Source organism: Enterobacter sp. C6 (assembly GCF_008122455.1).
In the GTDB taxonomy this organism is placed as follows: Bacteria; Pseudomonadota; Gammaproteobacteria; order Enterobacterales; family Enterobacteriaceae; genus Enterobacter; species Enterobacter pseudoroggenkampii.
In genome coordinates this window covers 1-19029 of the sequence record NZ_QPFW01000221.1, presented here as the reverse complement: position 1 = coordinate 19029, position 19029 = coordinate 1, and the positions used below count along the sequence as shown (strand labels likewise).

The following is a 19029-nucleotide window of genomic DNA, read 5'->3' as shown; positions in this document are numbered from 1 at the left end:
CTCCTGTTAATCCATACAGCAACAGTGCCGGGGAGTCCCGGCACTGTTGTCCGTTTTAGCAAACAGGCAGGATATGCCTGATACCTGGAGAGCCTTTCTTGAGCCAGGAATACACTGAAGACAAAGAAGTCACACTATCGAAGCTAAGCAGCGGACGTCGTCTCCTCGAGGCTTTGCTGATTGTTATTGCCCTTTTTGCCGTCTGGCTGATGGCAGCCTTACTCAGTTTCAACCCCTCGGATCCCAGCTGGTCACAAACTGCATGGCATGAGCCTATCCATAATTTAGGCGGTGTCCCCGGTGCCTGGCTTGCGGACACGCTGTTTTTCATTTTCGGTGTGATGGCCTATACCCTTCCCGTCATTATCATTGGCGGATGCTGGTTTGCGTGGCGTCATCGTCAGAACGATGATTACATCGACTATTTCGCCGTGTCGCTGCGCCTGATTGGCGCGCTGGCGCTGATCCTCACCTCGTGCGGGCTGGCAGCGATTAATGCGGATGATATCTGGTACTTCGCCTCTGGCGGGGTGATCGGCAGTTTGTTGAGCTCTGCGCTACAGCCAATGCTGCACAGCAGCGGCGGCACGCTCGCATTGCTCTGCATCTGGGCGGCCGGGCTGACGTTGTTTACCGGCTGGTCCTGGGTGAGCATTGCCGAGAAAATCGGCAGTTTTATCCTCACTATTCTGACCTTCGCCAGCAACCGTACCCGTCGTGACGATACGTGGGTTGATGAAGACGAGTACGAAGAGGAAGAGGAAGATGACGCGCCTGTGCAGCGTCGCGAGTCTCGTCGTGCGCGTATTCTGCGCGGCGCGCTGGCGCGTCGTCAGCGTGTTGCTGAGAAATTTGCCAACCCGCTTGGCCGTAAAACCGATGCGGCGCTCTTCTCCGGTAAACGCATGGATGAAGACGAGCAGGTGGCGTATCGCGCGGCGGGTGTCGCCGTCGATCCTGACGATGTGCTCTTCTCCGGCAGCCGGGCCATGCCGGGTGACTTCGACGAATACGATCCGCTGTTAAATGGCCACTCGGTTACCGAGCCGGTTGCGGCAGCAGCAGCCGCGACGACCGCTGCGCAGGCGTATGCCGCGCCGGTCGACGCTGTGATGCCATCCGCGCCGGTTTCGCCGCCGGAATCCGTTATTCAGCAGCCGCAGGTTGACTGGCAGACTGCGCCCGGTGTTCACACGCCGGAGCCCGTTATCGCGCCTGAACCTGAAAGCTACGTCCCTGTGCAGCAGGAGCAGTGGCAGCAGCCTTATCAGCCGCCGCAGCCTGCGTATGAACCGCAAAATTACCCGCACGATGAACAGCCGGTGGCCCAGCCTTATCAGGAGTATGTGCCTGAACCGGTTGAACCTGTGCAGCCTTATGTTGAGCCGCAGCCTGAACCTGAAATCGTGGAAGAAGTGAAGCCTGCCCGTCCACCGCTATACTATTTCGAAGAAGTCGAAGAGCGTCGTGCGCGTGAACGCGAGCAGCTGGCTGCCTGGTACCAGCCGGTGCCTGAACCGGTGCAGGAGCCGGTGACGAAAGCGCCTTCTGTTTCCGTTCCACCGATCGACCCGACGCCTGCAGTCGCACCCGTAGCGGAAAGCGTGAAGCAGGCTACCGCGGCCGCTGCCGCGGCTGCACCTGTATTTAGTCTGGCAACAGGGGGCGCGCCACGCCCTCAGGTGAAGGAGGGGATTGGTCCGCAACTGCCTCGCCCTAACCGCGTTCGCGTTCCAACCCGCCGAGAGCTTGCCTCCTACGGTATCAAGCTGCCTTCCCAGCGTATGGCTGAAGAGAAAGCGCGCGAGTCTGACTACGAAGATGACGCCGATGAAATGCAGCAGGACGAGCTGGCGCGCCAGTTCGCAGCGCAGCAGAATCAGCGCTACGGTGAAGAATACCAGCACGATGAACCGGTGCTGGAAGATGAAGAGGACGCGGCAGAAGCAGAACTGGCGCGCCAGTTTGCCGCCACCCAGCAGCAGCGCTATTCCGGTGAGCAACCGGCGGGTGCAAACCCGTTCTCGCTGTCTGATTTTGAATTTTCGCCGATGAAGGATCTGGTGGATGATGGCCCGAGCGAGCCTTTATTTACCCCGAGCGTGATGCCGGAAGCAGCGCCTCTGCGCCAGCAGCCAGCACCACAGACCTACGCGCAGCCTCAACAACCTGTTCAGCAGCCGTATGCGCAACCGCAGCAGGCACCACAGCCGCCGCAGTTCCAGCAGCCTGCGCCTCAGCCGCAGGAGAGCCTGATTCACCCGCTGCTGATGCGTAACGGTGACAGTCGTCCGCTGCAGCGTCCAAGCACGCCGCTGCCGTCTCTGGATCTGTTAACGCCGCCGCCGTCAGAAGTGGAACCGGTCGATACCTTCGCGCTCGAACAAATGGCGCGTCTGGTCGAAGCCCGTCTGGCTGACTTCCGCATCAAGGCGGACGTGGTGAACTACTCGCCGGGTCCTGTTATCACCCGTTTTGAACTGAATCTGGCGCCTGGCGTTAAAGCCGCGCGCATTTCCAACCTGTCCCGCGACCTGGCGCGTTCTCTGTCGACCGTGGCGGTACGTGTGGTGGAAGTAATTCCGGGTAAACCTTACGTTGGCCTTGAGCTGCCGAACAAGAAACGTCAGACCGTCTACCTGCGTGAAGTGCTGGATAACACCAAATTCCGCGATAACCCATCTCCGCTGACCGTGGTGCTTGGCAAAGATATCGCGGGCGATCCGGTGGTGGCGGATCTCGCGAAAATGCCTCACCTGCTGGTCGCGGGTACTACCGGTTCCGGTAAGTCTGTCGGTGTGAACGCCATGATCCTCAGCATGCTGTATAAAGCGCAGCCGGAAGATGTGCGTTTCATCATGATCGACCCGAAAATGCTCGAACTGTCGGTCTACGAAGGCATCCCGCATCTGCTGACCGAAGTTGTGACCGACATGAAGGACGCCGCCAACGCCCTGCGCTGGAGCGTCAATGAGATGGAACGCCGCTACAAGCTGATGTCTGCGCTGGGCGTGCGTAACCTGGCCGGTTATAACGAGAAAATCGCCCAGGCGGTGCGCATGGGACGTCCGATTCCGGATCCTTACTGGAAACCGGGTGACAGCATGGATGCCCAGCATCCGGTGCTGGAAAAACTGCCTTATATCGTCGTGCTGGTCGATGAATTCGCTGACCTGATGATGACCGTCGGTAAGAAAGTGGAAGAGTTGATTGCCCGTCTGGCGCAGAAAGCGCGTGCGGCCGGTATTCACCTTGTGCTGGCGACCCAGCGTCCTTCCGTAGACGTTATTACCGGCCTTATCAAAGCGAACATTCCGACGCGTATCGCCTTTACCGTATCAAGTAAAATTGACTCCCGTACCATTCTTGACCAGGGCGGCGCAGAGTCGCTGCTGGGTATGGGTGACATGCTCTATTCCGGCCCGAACTCCACCTCTCCGGTGCGTGTCCACGGTGCGTTCGTCCGCGATGAGGAAGTTCACGCCGTCGTGCAGGACTGGAAAGCGCGCGGTCGTCCACAATATGTTGACGGCATTACCAGCGATACGGAAAGCGAAGGCGGTGGCGGTGGCTTCGACGGCGGCGAAGAGCTGGATCCGTTATTCGATCAGGCGGTTAGCTTCGTTACCGAAAAACGCAAAGCGTCCATCTCTGGGGTGCAGCGTCAGTTCCGCATCGGCTATAACCGCGCGGCGCGTATCATCGAGCAGATGGAAGCGCAGGGCATTGTGAGCGAGCAGGGGCATAACGGTAACCGCGAGGTGCTGGCACCGCCGCCGTTTGATTAACCTTCAGCGATTGCAAAGAAGGGTAAATCAGCCAAAATTAAGCATTTTCTTCTGTCGCCTGCCTTCGGGCAGGTCCAGAATAGAAGACGGAAACCCCATATCGGGAAGACGTATTTTAAGGAATAACAATGAAAAAAATCGCCATCGCCTGTGCATTACTCACCAGTTTTGTCGCCAGCAGCGTCTGGGCTGATGCAGCCAGCGACCTTAAAAGCCGACTGGATAAAGTAAGCAGCTTCCACGCCAGCTTCACGCAAAAAGTGACTGACGGCAGCGGCAACGCGGTGCAGGAAGGCCAGGGAGATTTGTGGGTAAAACGCCCGAATCTGTTCAACTGGCACATGACCCAGCCGGATGAGAGCATCCTGGTGTCTGACGGCAAAACCTTATGGTTCTTCAACCCGTTCGTTGAGCAGGCTACGGCGACCTGGCTGAAGGATGCCACCAGCAATACGCCGTTTATGCTGATTGCCCGTAACCAGGCCAGCGACTGGCAGCAGTACAATATTAAACAAACGGGTGACGAGTTTGTCCTGACGCCGAAAGGTAGCAACGGCAACCTGAAGCAGTTCACCATTAACGTAAGCACCAACGGTACCATTAATCAGTTCGGCGCGGTTGAGCAGGACGATCAGCGCAGCAGCTACCAGCTTAAATCTCAGCAGAACGGCGCCGTTGATGCATCGAAATTCACCTTTACCCCGCCGCAGGGCGTAACGGTGGACGACCAACGCAATAAGTAAGAGGCGTGAGTGGGCAATCTGTCGCTCGATTTTTCAGATAACGCGTTTCAACCTCTGGCCGCTCGCATGCGGCCAGAAAATTTAGCGCAGTACATCGGCCAGCAGCACCTGCTGGCTGCCGGTAAGCCATTGCCGCGCGCTATTGAGGCCGGGCATCTTCACTCCATGATCCTCTGGGGCCCCCCTGGTACCGGCAAGACCACGCTTGCAGAAGTGATCGCCCGCTATGCCAACGCGGACGTTGAACGCATCTCGGCGGTCACCTCCGGCGTGAAAGAGATCCGCGAAGCGATCGAGCGTGCGCGGCAGAACCGCAATGCCGGGCGGCGCACCATCCTCTTCGTGGATGAAGTCCACCGCTTCAACAAGAGCCAGCAGGATGCCTTCCTGCCGCATATTGAAGACGGCACGATCTTCTTCATCGGCGCGACCACCGAAAACCCGTCGTTTGAGCTGAACTCGGCGCTGCTTTCCCGCGCGCGCGTTTACCTGCTCAAATCGCTGACGACAGAGGATATCGAAAAGGTTCTTACTCAGGCGATGGACGACAAAGCGCGGGGCTACGGCGGGCAGGATATCGTTCTGCCTGACGACACGCGTCGTGCGATTGCCGAGCTGGTCAACGGCGATGCGCGTCGGGCGCTGAATACGCTGGAAATGATGGCCGATATGGCCGAAGTCGACGATGCCGGAAAGCGGGTGCTGAAGCAGGAGCTGCTCACCGAAATTGCCGGGGAGCGCAGCGCGCGTTTCGATAACAAAGGCGACCGTTTTTACGACCTGATCTCGGCGCTGCATAAGTCCGTGCGCGGCAGCGCGCCGGATGCGGCGCTTTACTGGTACGCGCGCATTATCACTGCGGGCGGCGATCCGTTATACGTCGCGCGTCGCTGCCTGGCGATTGCGTCAGAAGATGTCGGCAATGCCGATCCTCGCGCCATGCAGGTCGCGCTTTCGGCCTGGGACTGCTTCACCCGCGTTGGACCCGCGGAAGGCGAACGTGCCATAGCGCAGGCGATTGTCTATCTGGCCTGCGCGCCGAAAAGCAATGCGGTTTATACCGCCTTCAAAGCGGCGATGTCCGACGCGCGCGAAAGGCCGGACTACGATGTGCCGGTTCATCTGCGTAACGCGCCGACCAGGCTGATGAAAGAGATGGGTTACGGGCAGGAGTATCGCTACGCTCACGACGAACCCAATGCCTACGCTGCCGGGGAGGAATATTTCCCGCAGGAGATGGCACAAACGCGCTATTATCACCCCACAAACAGAGGTCTTGAGGGCAAGATTGGTGAAAAGCTCACCTGGCTCGCCGGACAGGATCAAAATAGCCCTATAAAACGCTACCGTTAGTTCAATCGTTGCGGTAATGTTGGCAATGTATCCTTGTGGCCGCAGGCTGTGGTCACATTTTCCTATTTTAATTCGATAAGCACAGGATAAGCATGCTCGATCCCAATCTGCTGCGTAATGAGCCAGACGCAGTCGCTGAAAAACTGGCACGCCGGGGCTTTAAGCTGGATGTAGATAAGCTGCGCGCTCTTGAAGAGCGTCGTAAAGTTCTGCAGGTACAAACTGAAAATCTGCAGGCAGAGCGTAACTCTCGATCGAAATCCATCGGCCAGGCGAAAGCGCGCGGGGAAGATATTGAGCCATTACGCCTGGAAGTGAACAAACTGGGTGAAGAACTGGATCAGGCGAAAGCTGAGCTGGACGTTCTTCAGGCCGAGATTCGTGATATTGCCCTGGCTATCCCGAATATTCCTGACGACAGCGTGCCTGTCGGCAAAGATGAAAACGACAACGTTGAAGTGAAACGCTGGGGCACGCCTCGTGAGTTTGACTTCGAGGTGCGCGATCACGTGACGCTGGGCGAAATGCACGCGGGCCTGGACTTTGCGGCAGCGGTTAAGCTGACCGGCTCTCGCTTCGTGGTGATGAAAGGCCAGATTGCCCATCTGCACCGTGCGCTGGCGCAGTTCATGCTGGATCTGCACACCGAGCAGCACGGTTACAGCGAAACCTACGTACCGTATCTGGTCAACCACGATACGCTGTACGGTACGGGCCAGCTGCCGAAATTTGCCGGCGATCTGTTCCATACCCGTCCGCTGGACGAAGAAGCAGACAGCAGCAACTACGCGCTGATACCAACCGCTGAAGTGCCGCTGACTAACCTCGTGCGTGATGAGATCATTGACGAAGACGACCTGCCAATCAAACTGACGGCGCACTCTCCGTGCTTCCGTTCTGAAGCCGGTTCTTACGGTCGCGACACGCGCGGTCTGATCCGTATGCACCAGTTCGACAAGGTTGAGATGGTGCAGATCGTTCGTCCTGAAGAATCCATGGACGCGCTGGAAGAGATGACCGGCCACGCTGAGAAAGTGCTGGAGCTGCTGGGTCTGCCGTACCGTCGTATGGCGCTGTGTACCGGTGATATGGGCTTTGGCGCCTGCAAGACCTTCGATCTGGAAGTGTGGGTGCCTGCGCAGAACACCTACCGTGAAATCTCCTCCTGCTCTAACGTCTGGGATTTCCAGGCGCGCCGCATGCAGGCTCGCTGCCGCAGCAAATCTGACAAGAAAACCCGTCTGGTGCATACCCTGAACGGTTCTGGTCTGGCTGTAGGCCGTACGCTGGTTGCCGTGCTGGAAAACTACCAGCAGGCAGACGGTCGTATTGAGATCCCTGAAGTGCTGCGTCCATACATGAAAGGCCAGCAGTACATCGGCTAATATTTGTCTTAAAACAAAAAAGCGCCTCAAGGCGCTTTTTTTATGCCTTTGATTTGATACGAAGCAATAACCTCTCCCTCTAAAGTAGTAATACTCCTCCGAATGAAAGTCAGCACAAAAAGCTGATAACGAAGATATTCGTTATATATAAAACTACATAGCGGTATGCGCCGCCTCTCTTTTCTTTGTGAGCAACCAAAGTGAGTCTCTATGAAAATCAACGCGCCTGAAGCATTAATGGCTGCCGAGGTCACTCGCCGTGGGTTGATGAAAACCACGGCCATAGGCGGCCTGGCCGTAGCCAGCAGTGCCTTCACGCTCCCCTTTACCCGACTGGCGTCGGCGGCAGAGGCTCTGTCTCCGGCCACTGCCCCGGAAAAAGTGGTGTGGAGTGCCTGTACCGTAAACTGCGGTAGCCGTTGTCCGCTACGTATGCATGTGGTGGATGGTGAAATTAAATATGTCGAAACCGACAATACCGGGGACGATAACTACGAAGGGTTACATCAGGTCCGTGCCTGCCTGCGTGGTCGCTCCATGCGTCGTCGTGTCTATAATCCGGACCGCCTGAAATACCCGATGAAGCGCGTCGGTAAGCGCGGGGAAGGGAAGTTCGAGCGAATTAGCTGGGATGAAGCCTACGACATCATCGCCACCAATATGCAGCGCCTTATCAAAGAGTACGGCAACGAATCCATCTACCTGAACTACGGCACCGGGACGCTCGGCGGCACGCTGACCCGCTCCTGGCCACCAGGTAAAACGCTGGTGGCGCGCCTGATGAACTGCTGCGGCGGTTATCTCAATCACTATGGTGACTACTCTTCGGCGCAGATCGCAGCAGGCCTGAACTACACCTACGGCGGCTGGGCGGACGGCAACAGCCCGTCTGATATCGAAAACAGTAAGCTGGTCGTTCTGTTTGGTAACAATCCGGGCGAAACCCGCATGAGCGGCGGCGGAGTAACCTACTACCTCGAACAGGCCCGCGCTAAATCCAATGCCCGCATGATCATCATCGATCCGCGCTATACCGACACCGGTGCCGGACGCGAAGATGAGTGGATCCCCATTCGTCCGGGTACCGATGCGGCGCTGGTCTCCGCCCTGGCGTGGGTGATGATCACAGAGAACCTTGTCGATCAGCCTTTCCTGGATAAATACTGCGTCGGCTATGACGAGAAAACCCTGCCCGCCAGCGCGCCGGCAAACGGTCACTACAAGGCGTATATCCTCGGTCAGGGCAGCGACGGCGTGGCGAAAACGCCGGAGTGGGCGTCCACCATCACCGGCATCCCGGCAGAGCGTATCGTTCAGCTTGCGCGTGAGATTGGCTCAGCCAAACCGGCCTATATCAGCCAGGGCTGGGGTCCGCAGCGTCATGCGAACGGCGAAATCGCGACACGTGCCATCTCCATGCTCTCCATTCTGACCGGCAACGTCGGCATTCACGGCGGTAACACCGGCGCGCGTGAAGGCTCATATGAAGTGCCGTTCGAACGTATGCCGACGCTGGATAACCCGGTTCAGACCAGCATCTCCATGTTTATGTGGACCGATGCGATCGAACGGGGTCCGGAAATGACCGCCCTGCGCGACGGCGTACGCGGCAAAGACAAGCTGGACGTGCCGATCAAGATGATCTGGAACTATGCCGGTAACTGTCTCATTAACCAGCATTCAGAAATCAACCGCACCCATGAAATCCTGCAGGATGACAAGAAGTGCGAGATGATTGTAGTGATCGACTGCCACATGACCTCCTCGGCGAAATATGCCGATATTCTGCTGCCGGACTGCACCGCCTCTGAGCAGATGGATTTCGCGCTGGACGCCTCCTGCGGCAACATGTCCTACGTGATCTTTACTGACCAGGCGATTAAACCGCGCTTCGAGTGCAAAACCATCTATGAGATGACCTCTGAGCTGGCGAAACGTCTTGGCGTTGAGCAGCAGTTTACCGAGGGACGTACTCAGGAAGGGTGGATGCGCCATCTGCATGAACTCTCCCGTAAAGCGATCCCTGACCTGCCGGACTTCGACACCTTCCGCAAGCAGGGTATGTACAAACAGCGCGATCCGGAAGGGCATCACGTAGCGTATAAAGCGTTCCGTGAAGATCCTCAGGCGAACCCGTTGACCACGCCGTCGGGCAAAATCGAAATCTACTCCGAAGAGCTGGCAAAAATCGCGTCGACCTGGGAGCTGCCGGAAGGGGACGTTATCGATCCGCTGCCGATCTACACGCCAGGTTTCGAAAACTACAACGATCCTCTGACGGCGAAATTCCCGCTGCAGCTGACCGGTTTCCACTACAAAGCGCGCGTGCACTCCACCTACGGCAACGTCGACGTGCTGAAGGCCGCCTGCCGTCAGGAGATGTGGATCAACCCGATGGATGCTAAAGCACGCGGCATCAGCAATGGCGATCGCGTACGCATCTTCAACGGTCGCGGCGAGGTGCACATTGAGGCCAAAGTGACGCCGCGCATGATGCCAGGCGTGGTGGCGCTGGGGGAAGGGGCCTGGTACAGCCCTGATGCCAACCGCATCGACCAGGCGGGCAGTATTAACGTGCTGACCACGCAGCGTCCGTCGCCGCTGGCGAAGGGCAACCCATCCCACACAAACCTTGTCCAGGTTGAAAAGGTTTAAGGAGTAGCCGATGACAACCCAGTATGGATTTTTTATTGATTCCAGCCGTTGCACCGGGTGCAAAACCTGCGAGCTGGCCTGTAAAGATTACAAAGACCTGACCCCGGACGTCAGTTTCCGCCGCATCTATGAATACGCCGGGGGCGACTGGCAGGAAGATAACGGCGTCTGGCATCAGAACGTCTTTGCGTACTACCTGTCGATTGCCTGTAACCACTGTGAAGATCCGGCATGTACCAAGGTCTGCCCGAGCGGAGCGATGCACAAGCGCGAAGACGGTTTTGTGGTGGTGGATGAAGATGTCTGCATCGGCTGTCGCTACTGCCATATGGCCTGTCCATACGGCGCGCCGCAGTACAACGCTGCCAAGGGCCATATGACCAAATGCGATGGTTGCCACACCCGCGTAGCGGATGGCAAAAAGCCGATTTGCGTCGAGTCCTGTCCGCTGCGCGCGCTGGACTTCGGCCCGATTGAAGAGCTGCGTCAGAAACACGGTCAGCTCGCCGCCGTGGCACCGCTGCCGTCTGCGCACTTCACGAAGCCGAGTATTGTGATTAAACCTAACGCCAACAGCCGTCCTACAGGTGACACCACCGGCTACCTGGCAAACCCGAAGGAGGTGTGAGATGGGAAGTGGATGGCATGAATGGCCGCTGATGATCTTCACGGTCTTTGGTCAGTGCGTGGCGGGCGGCTTCATTGTGCTCGCGCTGGCGTTGTTGAAAGGTCAGCTCAATGCTGAACAGCAGCAGCGTTTAGTGTTGAGCATGTTTGGCCTGTGGGTGCTGATGGGGATTGGCTTTATCGCCTCAACGCTGCACCTGGGCTCGCCGATGCGCGCGTTTAACTCTCTGAACCGCGTGGGAGCCTCATCACTGAGTAACGAGATTGCCAGTGGCGCAATTTTCTTTGCCGTCGGTGGGCTAGGCTGGCTGCTGGCCGCTATGAAGAAGTTGCCTGCGGGTCTGCGCAGCCTGTGGCTGATCCTGACCATGGTGCTGGGCGTGGTGTTCGTATGGATGATGGTGCGTGTCTATAACACCATTGATACCGTCCCCACCTGGTACAGCGTCTGGACGCCAATGAGCTTCTTCCTGACGATGTTTATCGGCGGGCCGCTGCTGGGCTACCTGCTGCTGCGCGTGGCGGGCGTAGACGGGTGGGCAATGCGTTTGCTGCCCGCGGTTTCGCTGCTGGCGCTGGTAGTGAGTGCGATGGTTGCCCTGATGCAGGGTTCTGAACTGGCAACCATTCACAGCTCTATCCAGCAGGCCTCTGCCCTGGTGCCGGACTACGGTTCTCTGATGGCCTGGCGTATCGTTCTGCTGGTCGCCGCGCTGGTATTCTGGATTGCCCCTCAGCTCAAAGGTTATCAGCCTGCGCTGCCGTTGTTGTCACTGGCTTTTGTGCTGGTACTGACGGGTGAACTGATTGGTCGCGGCGTGTTCTACGGGTTGCATATGACCGTTGGTATGGCTGTCGCCAGTTAACGGTGTATTGGGTTATATCAAGCCGGGCCTGAGTGCCCGGCTTTTGCTTTTTTCGATCATGAAATTTTTCGACTGTCGTTTTGTTTTAATTTTGCCCATTAATAAATGAAAACAGAGACATAATTAATATCTATAGCAGGCGTGGCATTAGCAGGATAAGTTTTTTAAATCGACAGGGAACATATTGTGCGAGGCGGCTAAATCAGTGGATTGACTTTGTTTTTGCCAGTGGCATGATGCGCACGAAATCTGAACTTCCTCACGGTTTTTAATCCATGACCACCTATACCCGGCCAGTGCTGCTGTTGCTCTGTGGCCTGCTTCTGTTGACCCTGGCGATCGCAGTGTTAAATACGCTCGTCCCGCTGTGGCTCGCCCATGAAAACTTACCGACCTGGCAGGTGGGTATGGTCAGCTCGTCCTTTTTTACCGGGAACCTGCTGGGTACGCTGGTGACCGGGAGCCTGATTAAGCGCTTTGGCTTTAACCGCAGCTATTATCTGGCCTCGCTGATTTTCGCCGCCGGGTGTGCCGGGCTGGGCCTGATGGTCGGCTTCTGGAGCTGGATGGCATGGCGCTTTATCGCTGGCGTAGGCTGCGCGATGATTTGGGTGGTGGTTGAAAGTGCGCTGATGTGCAGCGGCACCACCCGCAACCGCGGTCGGCTGCTGGCGGCCTATATGATGGTTTACTACGTCGGCACCGTGCTGGGACAACTGATGGTCAGCAAGCTGCCAACCGACCTGATGAGCGTTCTGCCGTGGGTAACGGGCATGGTGCTGGCCGCGATCCTGCCGCTGCTCTTCACGCGCATTGTGAACCAGAACAGCGAGCATCAGGAAGCGACCCACGTCTGGCCAATGCTCAGACTGCGTCAGGCGCGTCTGGGCGTTAACGGCTGCATTATCTCGGGTATTGTGCTGGGCTCGCTCTATGGCCTGATGCCGCTCTATCTTAATCATCAGGGCGTCAGCGATTCCGGAATTGGCTTCTGGATGGCGGTCATGGTAAGCGCGGGTATTGTCGGGCAGTGGCCGATTGGCCGTCTGGCGGATCGTTTCGGTCGTCTGCTGGTGCTGCGCGTTCAGGTCTTCGTGGTTATCATGGGATGCCTTGCCATGCTCAGCAACGCCGCGATGGCGCCTGCGCTGTTTATTCTCGGGGCCGCCGGCTTTACGCTCTATCCGGTTGCGATGGCCTGGGCCTGTGAGAAAGTAGAACATCACCAGCTGGTGGCAATGAACCAGGCGCTGTTACTGAGCTATACCATCGGCAGTTTATTAGGGCCGACGTTTACCGCGATGCTGATGCAGAATTACTCTGATAATTTATTGTTTATCATGATCGCCAGCGTATCGTTTATTTATCTTTTAATGCTGCTGCGCAAAGCGGGAGAGCACCCAACGCCAGTGGCACATGCCTGATTAAATAAAAGCCTGTCGATGACAGGCTTTTTTGTCCCCATTACAACTAAGAGTTTTACTTATTGTTTGTTTATTGCGTCAGACGATAATTCATGTGAGTCCTACCACTATAAGGCAGCAATCATGTCTATTCGTCGTTTTTCCACTACCGCACTGGCCGTAGTGTTGTCTTTAACGTTTGCAACGGCTCCGGTCATGGCTAATCCTGGCAACGGGAATGGCAATGGTCACGGAAACGGTGGCGGACAGGGTAACAGCGGCAGTCATGGTAACGGGAATTCTGGTAATCATGGCAATAAGCAAAATAACGGTCAGGATAACCCTGGAAAATCGGATAAGAGCGTTAAAAGCAGTAAAGATGTTGGTAACGATGTCGACGCTCGCGTGAGTTTCGATCATGCCCGCCATCTGGCGCTGAATTATGGCTTAACGGGCTATAAGTCTCTGCCTCCGGGTATCGCGAAAAACCTGGCGCGCGGTAAGCCGTTGCCTCCGGGCATTGCGAAGAAAACCGTGCCGGCCTCTATGCTGGGTCAGCTTCCTTCCTATCCAGGCTATGAGTGGCGGGTAGTGGGTGACGACCTGGTCTTAATTGCACTGAGTACAGCTATTGTGACGTCCGTTATTAACGGCGTCTTTAAATAGAATATAAAAAGGCCCGGTTCTCACCGGGCCTTTCTTTAATACATTACCTTGTGGCCGTACTGTTCAAGAATACCTTTGACGCGTTCCATCGTCTCTTTCTTCGGCGGCTTCACGCCATCGAGTTTGTACTCTTCACCCATTGCCACCCACTTATGTTTACCCAGCTCGTGATAGGGCAGAAGCTCGATTTTCTCGACGTTGCCCATATCGCGGGTAAATTCCCCGAGGCGGTGCGCGGAGTCGTCGTCATCTGACCAGCCAGGCACCACCACGTAGCGGATCCAGGTTTTAATGCCTTTATCGGCAATGTATTTGGCAAATTCCAGCGTGCGGTGGTTTGAAACACCAACGAGGTTCTGGTGGATCTCATCGTTCATCTGTTTGAGATCGAGCATCACCAGATCGGTCACTTCGAGCAGCTCGTCAATCACCGGATCGTAGCGACGTACAAAGCCGTTGGTATCGAGACAGGTATGAATGCCTTCTTTGCGGCAGGCGCGGAACCAGTCGCGGACAAATTCAGCCTGCAGAATGGCTTCACCGCCGGATGCGGTGACGCCGCCGCCGGAGGCGTTCATAAAGTGGCGATAGGTCACCACCTCTTTCATCAGATCGTCGACGGTGACTTCTTTACCGCCGTGCGTGTCCCAGGTATCGCGGTTATGGCAGTACAGGCAGCGCATCAGGCAGCCCTGGAAAAAAGTGATAAAGCGGATACCCGGGCCATCGACGGTGCCACAGGATTCAAAGGAGTGAATACGACCAATAGTTGACATTGCGGTGATATCTCCATCATCGGCCCGTCCCGGGCCTGTGTATGCACAGCTCAAAGCCGGCTGTGTTAAGTCTGTTTTGGCTGTTATCCATTCAGTATAGATAGCGGACAAAAGAGACTGAGGTGGAGAGGGTGCTAAAAAGGCCCCACTGACGTGGAGCCTTTATTGTACGCTTGTTAACGCGTGATTTCAGTCAATTCCACTTACATGGACTGAGTGAAAGTACGGGTGATAACGTCCTGCTGCTGTTCTTTAGTCAGGGAGTTAAAACGTACTGCGTAGCCAGATACGCGGATGGTCAGCTGAGGATATTTCTCAGGGTGTTCCATCGCGTCGAGCAGCATTTCACGGTTCATAACGTTCACGTTCAGGTGCTGACCACCTTCGATGGACGCTTCGTGGTGGAAGTAACCATCCATCAGACCCGCGAGGTTAGTTTTACGCACTTCGTCGTCTTTACCCAGCGCGTTTGGCACGATAGAGAAGGTGTAAGAGATACCATCTTTCGCGTAAGCAAACGGCAGTTTAGCAACGGAGGTCAGAGAGGCAACCGCACCTTTCTGGTCACGACCGTGCATTGGGTTAGCACCTGGGCCGAATGGCGCGCCAGCACGACGACCGTCTGGGGTGTTACCGGTTTTCTTACCATACACAACGTTAGAGGTGATGGTCAGAACAGACTGAGTCGGGATAGCGTTACGGTAGGTCGTCAGTTTCTGAATTTTCTTCATGAAACGTTCTACCAGGTCAACCGCCATGTCATCAACACGAGAGTCGTTGTTACCAAACTGCGGATATTCACCTTCGATTTCGAAGTCAACAGCCAGGCCGTCTTCGTCACGAATTGGTTTAACTTTCGCATATTTGATTGCAGACAGGGAGTCAGCAGCAACGGACAGACCAGCGATACCACACGCCATGGTGCGGATAACGTCACGGTCGTGCAGCGCCATCAGAGAAGCTTCGTAGCTGTACTTGTCGTGCATGTAGTGGATAACGTTCAGCGCAGTGACGTACTGTTTAGCCAGCCAGTCCATGAAGTGATCCATGCGGTCCATGACTTCATCGAAGTTCAGAACGTCGCCTTTGATCGGCTCAGACTTAGGACCCACCTGCATTTTCAGTTTTTCATCAACGCCGCCGTTGATTGCGTACAGCATGGTTTTCGCCAGGTTTGCACGCGCACCGAAGAACTGCATTTGTTTACCAACAACCATTGGGCTTACGCAGCAAGCGATAGCGTAATCGTCGTTGTTGAAGTCCGGACGCATCAGGTCATCGTTCTCGTACTGCAGAGAAGAGGTGTCGATGGACACTTTAGCGGCGAATTTCTTGAAGTTCAGAGGCAGTTTTTCAGACCACAGAACGGTGATGTTTGGCTCCGGAGAAGGACCCATGGTGTACAGGGTGTTCAGGAAGCGGAAGCTGTTTTTGGTTACCAGAGTACGGCCGTCAACGCCCATACCACCGATGGATTCAGTTGCCCAGATTGGGTCACCGGAGAACAGCTCATCGTATTCTGGAGTACGCAGGAAGCGAACCATACGCAGTTTCATGACCAGGTGGTCAATCATTTCCTGAGCGTCTTGCTCGGTGATTTTGCCTGCTTTGATATCACGTTCGATGTACGCATCCAGGAAGGTGGATACGCGACCGAAGGACATTGCTGCACCGTTCTGAGACTTAACTGCGGCCAGGTAGCCGAAGTAGGTCCACTGGATAGCTTCCTGAGCGTTGGTAGCAGGACCAGAGATATCGCAGCCATATTTAGCCGCCATCTCTTTGATCTGACCCAGCGCGCGGTGCTGTTCAGCGATTTCTTCACGCAGACGGATAGTCGCTTCCAGGTTTACGCCGTTTTCCAGATCGGACTGCAGAGACACGAACTGAGCGTATTTGTCTTTCATCAGGAAGTCGATACCGTACAACGCAACGCGACGGTAGTCACCGATGATACGGCCACGGCCATACGCATCTGGCAGACCAGTCAGAACGCCAGATTTACGGCAGTTCAGAATGTCTTTGGTGTAAACATCGAATACACCCTGGTTGTGGGTTTTGCGGTATTCGGTGAAGATTTTTTTCAGCATTGGGTCCAGCTCGCGGTTATACGCTTTGCAGGAACCTTCAACCATTTTAATGCCACCGAACGGGATGATTGCGCGTTTCAGTGGTGCTTCAGTCTGCAGACCAACGATTTTCTCAAGGGCTTTGTTGATATAGCCAGCATCGTGAGAAGTGATGGTGGAAGCAACGGAGGTGTCAAAATCAACTGGCGCGTGAGTGCGGTTTTCCAGTTTAACGCCTTCCATTACGCTGTCCCACAGCTTGGTGGTCGCGTCAGTTGCGCCAGCCAGGAAGGATTCGTCACCTTCATACGGGGTATAGTTTTTCTGAATGAAGTCGCGTACGTTTACTTCATTCTGCCAGTCACCTTTCGCAAAACCTTCCCAGGCTGTGGCTAACTTTTCATTAAGCTCGGACATGTAACACCTACCTTCTTAAGTGGATTTTTTATTTACTGCCTGAGAAAACCATCAATGATGATCGTCGCCACGCAGGTAAATGACCCAGTATGTCAACCCAACTAACAGACCCCCACCGATAATGTTCCCGATAGTGACAGGGATCAGGTTATCAGTAATGAAATTCATAATAGTCAGGTGAGAGAAACTTTCCGGGGATGAACCAACTGCGGTCCAGAACTCCGGGCTTGCAAAGTCGCGGATAACAATGCCCATTGGGATCATGAACATATTCGCGATACTGTGCTCAAAGCCGCTGGCAACGAACATCGCAACCGGCAGAACCATAATTAAGGCTTTGTCCATCAGGCTACGACCCGAGTAGCTCATCCATACAGCCAGGCAGACCATCAGGTTAGCGAGGATGCCGAGAGCAACGGCTTCGATAAATGTGTGGTGCATTTTGTGGTCGGCGGTTTGCAGGACGTTAAGGCCCCAGCCACCGTTGGCGGTCATGTACTCGCCAGAAAGCCACATCAACAAAACAAAGAGCAGACAGCCAACCAGGTTACCCACGTAGACGTTAAGCCAGTTACGTGCCAGCTGACCCCAGGTAATTCTTCCGCTGGCCTTGGCCACGACAATCAGCACCGTTGAGGTGAAGAGGTCGGCGCCGCAGATGACGCAGAGAATCAGACCCAGTGAGAAGCAAATGCCGCCAATCAGTTTGGCCATGCCGAAAGGCATTCCGGCAGTACCGGTGGTGGCGGTGATATAGAAGACGAAAGCGATAGAGATGAACACACCAGCCGTGATCGCCAGATAGAACGTCTTCATCGGGTGTTTCGTTGCTTTATAGACACCCGCTTCTTCGGCAACTTTAGCCATTGCAGCGGGGAGTAAAAGATCAAAAGGGTTGTCAGCTTTCACACTAACTCTCTCTTTATTAAGTCGGCGACGAGATACTAACAAAGCATTATAGAAGAGAAATTGATATAGATCATATCTCGCCTGGCTTATAGGCCCGCAGTGTGTATGGTTTTACGACAAATGCGGAGTAAGTATTTGATTATCCGTATAAAAATAAATTTTAAAAGTTATGAAAAGAGTTGAATTTTTTCGTTCAGCCACCTCTGAAACAGTTAATTAATATGGAGTATTAACCATAAAAAGTAACAGTAAAGCCCAGATCAATATTATTATATTTACCCGTATTTAACTTTATTATTACAATCAACAATCATTGCCGAAGAAAATAAAAAACGGGGCAATGAAATTGCCCCGTAATATAGCCCAGACGATTGAATACGCCTACTGCTGATAATGTTATGTGCGCTTATTTTGACCAGTAAGCGGCTTTTGCTTTCTGCAGCTTTTCGTAGGCCTTCAGCAGCGACTGATGCGCCGGGAAGGCTTTCAGATCGCTATCAACAGCCTGCAGGCCATAGAACGGCGCTTCGCCGCTCAGGGCCGCGCTGGCTGCTTCTACGGCCTCAGCCCCGTACATACGCACGAAAGCATTCAGGTATTGCAGCGGTTCGCGATCCTCTTCCTGTGCAAGCAGCAGCAGGGTTTGCAGGCAACGGTAATAGTTGGTGCGCTCGGCAGAGAAGACCGACTGGTTGAATTCCATGGTCCACTCGGTCCAGGCCAGAGCCTGATCCAAATCGCCACCCGCCAGGGCCAGCATTGCTTTCAGCTCACCGATACGCAGGGTATACCAGCCGTTGTCTTTACCGGTCGCCAGACCCAGCAGTTCGCGTACGCGGGTGAAGTCATCGTGGCCTTCTTCGTCCAGTTGGGCGATCAGGTTTAGATAATCTTCTTTCTCCCATTCGCTGCCCGGCAGTGCCAGCAGCGTTTCGCGCAGGTGTGCACCCATGCTGTTATTCGCCAGCCACAGATCTTCAGCAGGGTAGATGTCGGACATGCCCGGAACAATAATGCGGCACGCGTAGACGCCAAGATGCTCGTAATCGGCAATGTACACTTCCTGATCTTCTGCGTTGAAGATCGCCATCAGCGTGGCGAACTCTTCTTCCGTGGTTCCGGCAAAGCTCCAGTCCACGAACGGATAGTCGGCGTCCTGCTTGAACATATCCCAGGAAATTAAGCCGCTGGAATCGATGAAGTGGGTTTCAAGGTTGGTATGCTCGGCCACTTCTTCATCGTCAAACGTTGGCGGGGTGAAGACGTCGAGATCTTTCAGGCTACGGCCCTGCAGCAGCTCGGTGACGGTACGCTCCAGCGCCACGCCGAAGTCCGGGTGCGCGCCGAAGGAGGCGAAGCAGGTGCCGTTGGT

The 19029-nt window shown here is 55.2% G+C and carries 13 protein-coding genes; 9 read left to right on the top strand and 4 right to left on the bottom strand.

Features of this window, described 5'->3' with window-relative positions:
- The first annotated feature begins 98 nt into the window (after window positions 1–98).
- From DOU50_RS12390 to DOU50_RS12350, 9 genes are all read left to right on the top strand, one after another.
- On the top strand, window positions 99–3788 hold the full coding sequence (locus DOU50_RS12390; RefSeq protein WP_148769489.1) for a DNA translocase FtsK 4TM domain-containing protein: 3690 nt from the start codon (window positions 99–101) through the stop codon (window positions 3786–3788).
- Between the two features lie 128 nt (window positions 3789–3916).
- A complete protein-coding gene (gene lolA, locus DOU50_RS12385; RefSeq protein ID WP_032639238.1) occupies window positions 3917–4531 on the top strand; it encodes an outer membrane lipoprotein chaperone LolA in 615 nt (204 codons plus the stop codon).
- A 9-nt stretch (window positions 4532–4540) separates the two neighbouring features.
- Window positions 4541–5884, top strand: a complete 1344-nt coding sequence (gene rarA / locus DOU50_RS12380) for a replication-associated recombination protein RarA (RefSeq protein WP_024907805.1) — start codon at window positions 4541–4543, stop codon at window positions 5882–5884.
- A 92-nt stretch (window positions 5885–5976) separates the two neighbouring features.
- On the top strand, window positions 5977–7269 hold the full coding sequence (gene serS / locus DOU50_RS12375; RefSeq protein WP_008499983.1) for a serine--tRNA ligase: 1293 nt from the start codon (window positions 5977–5979) through the stop codon (window positions 7267–7269).
- Between the two features lie 210 nt (window positions 7270–7479).
- Window positions 7480–9924 carry a dimethylsulfoxide reductase subunit A gene (dmsA, locus tag DOU50_RS12370; protein ID WP_090417538.1) on the top strand — a complete coding sequence of 815 codons (2445 nt, stop codon included), beginning with the start codon at window positions 7480–7482 and terminating at the stop codon, window positions 9922–9924.
- Between the two features lie 10 nt (window positions 9925–9934).
- A complete protein-coding gene (locus DOU50_RS12365) occupies window positions 9935–10552 on the top strand; it encodes a DMSO/selenate family reductase complex B subunit (RefSeq protein ID WP_021240882.1) in 618 nt (205 codons plus the stop codon).
- Window position 10553: 1 nt separating this feature from the next.
- Window positions 10554–11417 (top strand): dimethyl sulfoxide reductase anchor subunit family protein, encoded by an 864-nt coding sequence (locus DOU50_RS12360; protein ID WP_148769488.1) that lies wholly within the window; start codon window positions 10554–10556, stop codon window positions 11415–11417.
- 275 nt (window positions 11418–11692) lie between these two features.
- The gene (locus DOU50_RS12355; protein WP_048990991.1) at window positions 11693–12841 is read left to right on the top strand and encodes an MFS transporter; all 1149 of its coding nucleotides are present in this window, start codon (window positions 11693–11695) and stop codon (window positions 12839–12841) included.
- A 123-nt stretch (window positions 12842–12964) separates the two neighbouring features.
- Window positions 12965–13486: an anti-virulence regulator CigR family protein gene (locus DOU50_RS12350; protein ID WP_148769487.1), complete on the top strand. Its 522-nt coding sequence runs from the start codon at window positions 12965–12967 to the stop codon at window positions 13484–13486.
- A gap of 35 nt (window positions 13487–13521) precedes the next feature.
- On the opposite strand, the gene pflA is transcribed toward DOU50_RS12350, so the two are convergent.
- From pflA to DOU50_RS12330, 4 genes are all read right to left on the bottom strand, one after another.
- Window positions 13522–14262: a pyruvate formate lyase 1-activating protein gene (gene pflA, locus DOU50_RS12345; protein WP_024907799.1), complete on the bottom strand. Its 741-nt coding sequence runs from the start codon at window positions 14260–14262 to the stop codon at window positions 13522–13524.
- A 203-nt stretch (window positions 14263–14465) separates the two neighbouring features.
- Window positions 14466–16748: a formate C-acetyltransferase gene (pflB, locus tag DOU50_RS12340; RefSeq protein ID WP_024907798.1), complete on the bottom strand. Its 2283-nt coding sequence runs from the start codon at window positions 16746–16748 to the stop codon at window positions 14466–14468.
- Between the two features lie 51 nt (window positions 16749–16799).
- Window positions 16800–17657 carry a formate transporter FocA gene (focA, locus tag DOU50_RS12335; RefSeq protein ID WP_008499974.1) on the bottom strand — a complete coding sequence of 286 codons (858 nt, stop codon included), beginning with the start codon at window positions 17655–17657 and terminating at the stop codon, window positions 16800–16802.
- Window positions 17658–18063: 406 nt separating this feature from the next.
- Window positions 18064–19029: YcaO-like family protein (locus DOU50_RS12330; protein WP_194266145.1), on the bottom strand; the 966-nt coding region annotated here is incomplete at its 5' end.

What these genes read in the sequence shown, in the direction of transcription:
- DOU50_RS12365 (WP_021240882.1), top strand. Translation starts at nt 9,935, where the DNA reads ATGACAACCCAGTATGGATTTTTTATTGATTCCAGCCGTTGCACCGGG.
- DOU50_RS12360 (WP_148769488.1), top strand. Translation starts at nt 10,554, where the DNA reads ATGGGAAGTGGATGGCATGAATGGCCGCTGATGATCTTCACGGTCTTT.
- serS (WP_008499983.1), top strand. Translation starts at nt 5,977, where the DNA reads ATGCTCGATCCCAATCTGCTGCGTAATGAGCCAGACGCAGTCGCTGAA.
- lolA (WP_032639238.1), top strand. Translation starts at nt 3,917, where the DNA reads ATGAAAAAAATCGCCATCGCCTGTGCATTACTCACCAGTTTTGTCGCC.
- DOU50_RS12350 (WP_148769487.1), top strand. Translation starts at nt 12,965, where the DNA reads ATGTCTATTCGTCGTTTTTCCACTACCGCACTGGCCGTAGTGTTGTCT.
- pflA (WP_024907799.1), bottom strand. Translation starts at nt 14,262, where the DNA reads ATGTCAACTATTGGTCGTATTCACTCCTTTGAATCCTGTGGCACCGTC.
- pflB (WP_024907798.1), bottom strand. Translation starts at nt 16,748, where the DNA reads ATGTCCGAGCTTAATGAAAAGTTAGCCACAGCCTGGGAAGGTTTTGCG.
- dmsA (WP_090417538.1), top strand. Translation starts at nt 7,480, where the DNA reads ATGAAAATCAACGCGCCTGAAGCATTAATGGCTGCCGAGGTCACTCGC.
- DOU50_RS12355 (WP_048990991.1), top strand. Translation starts at nt 11,693, where the DNA reads ATGACCACCTATACCCGGCCAGTGCTGCTGTTGCTCTGTGGCCTGCTT.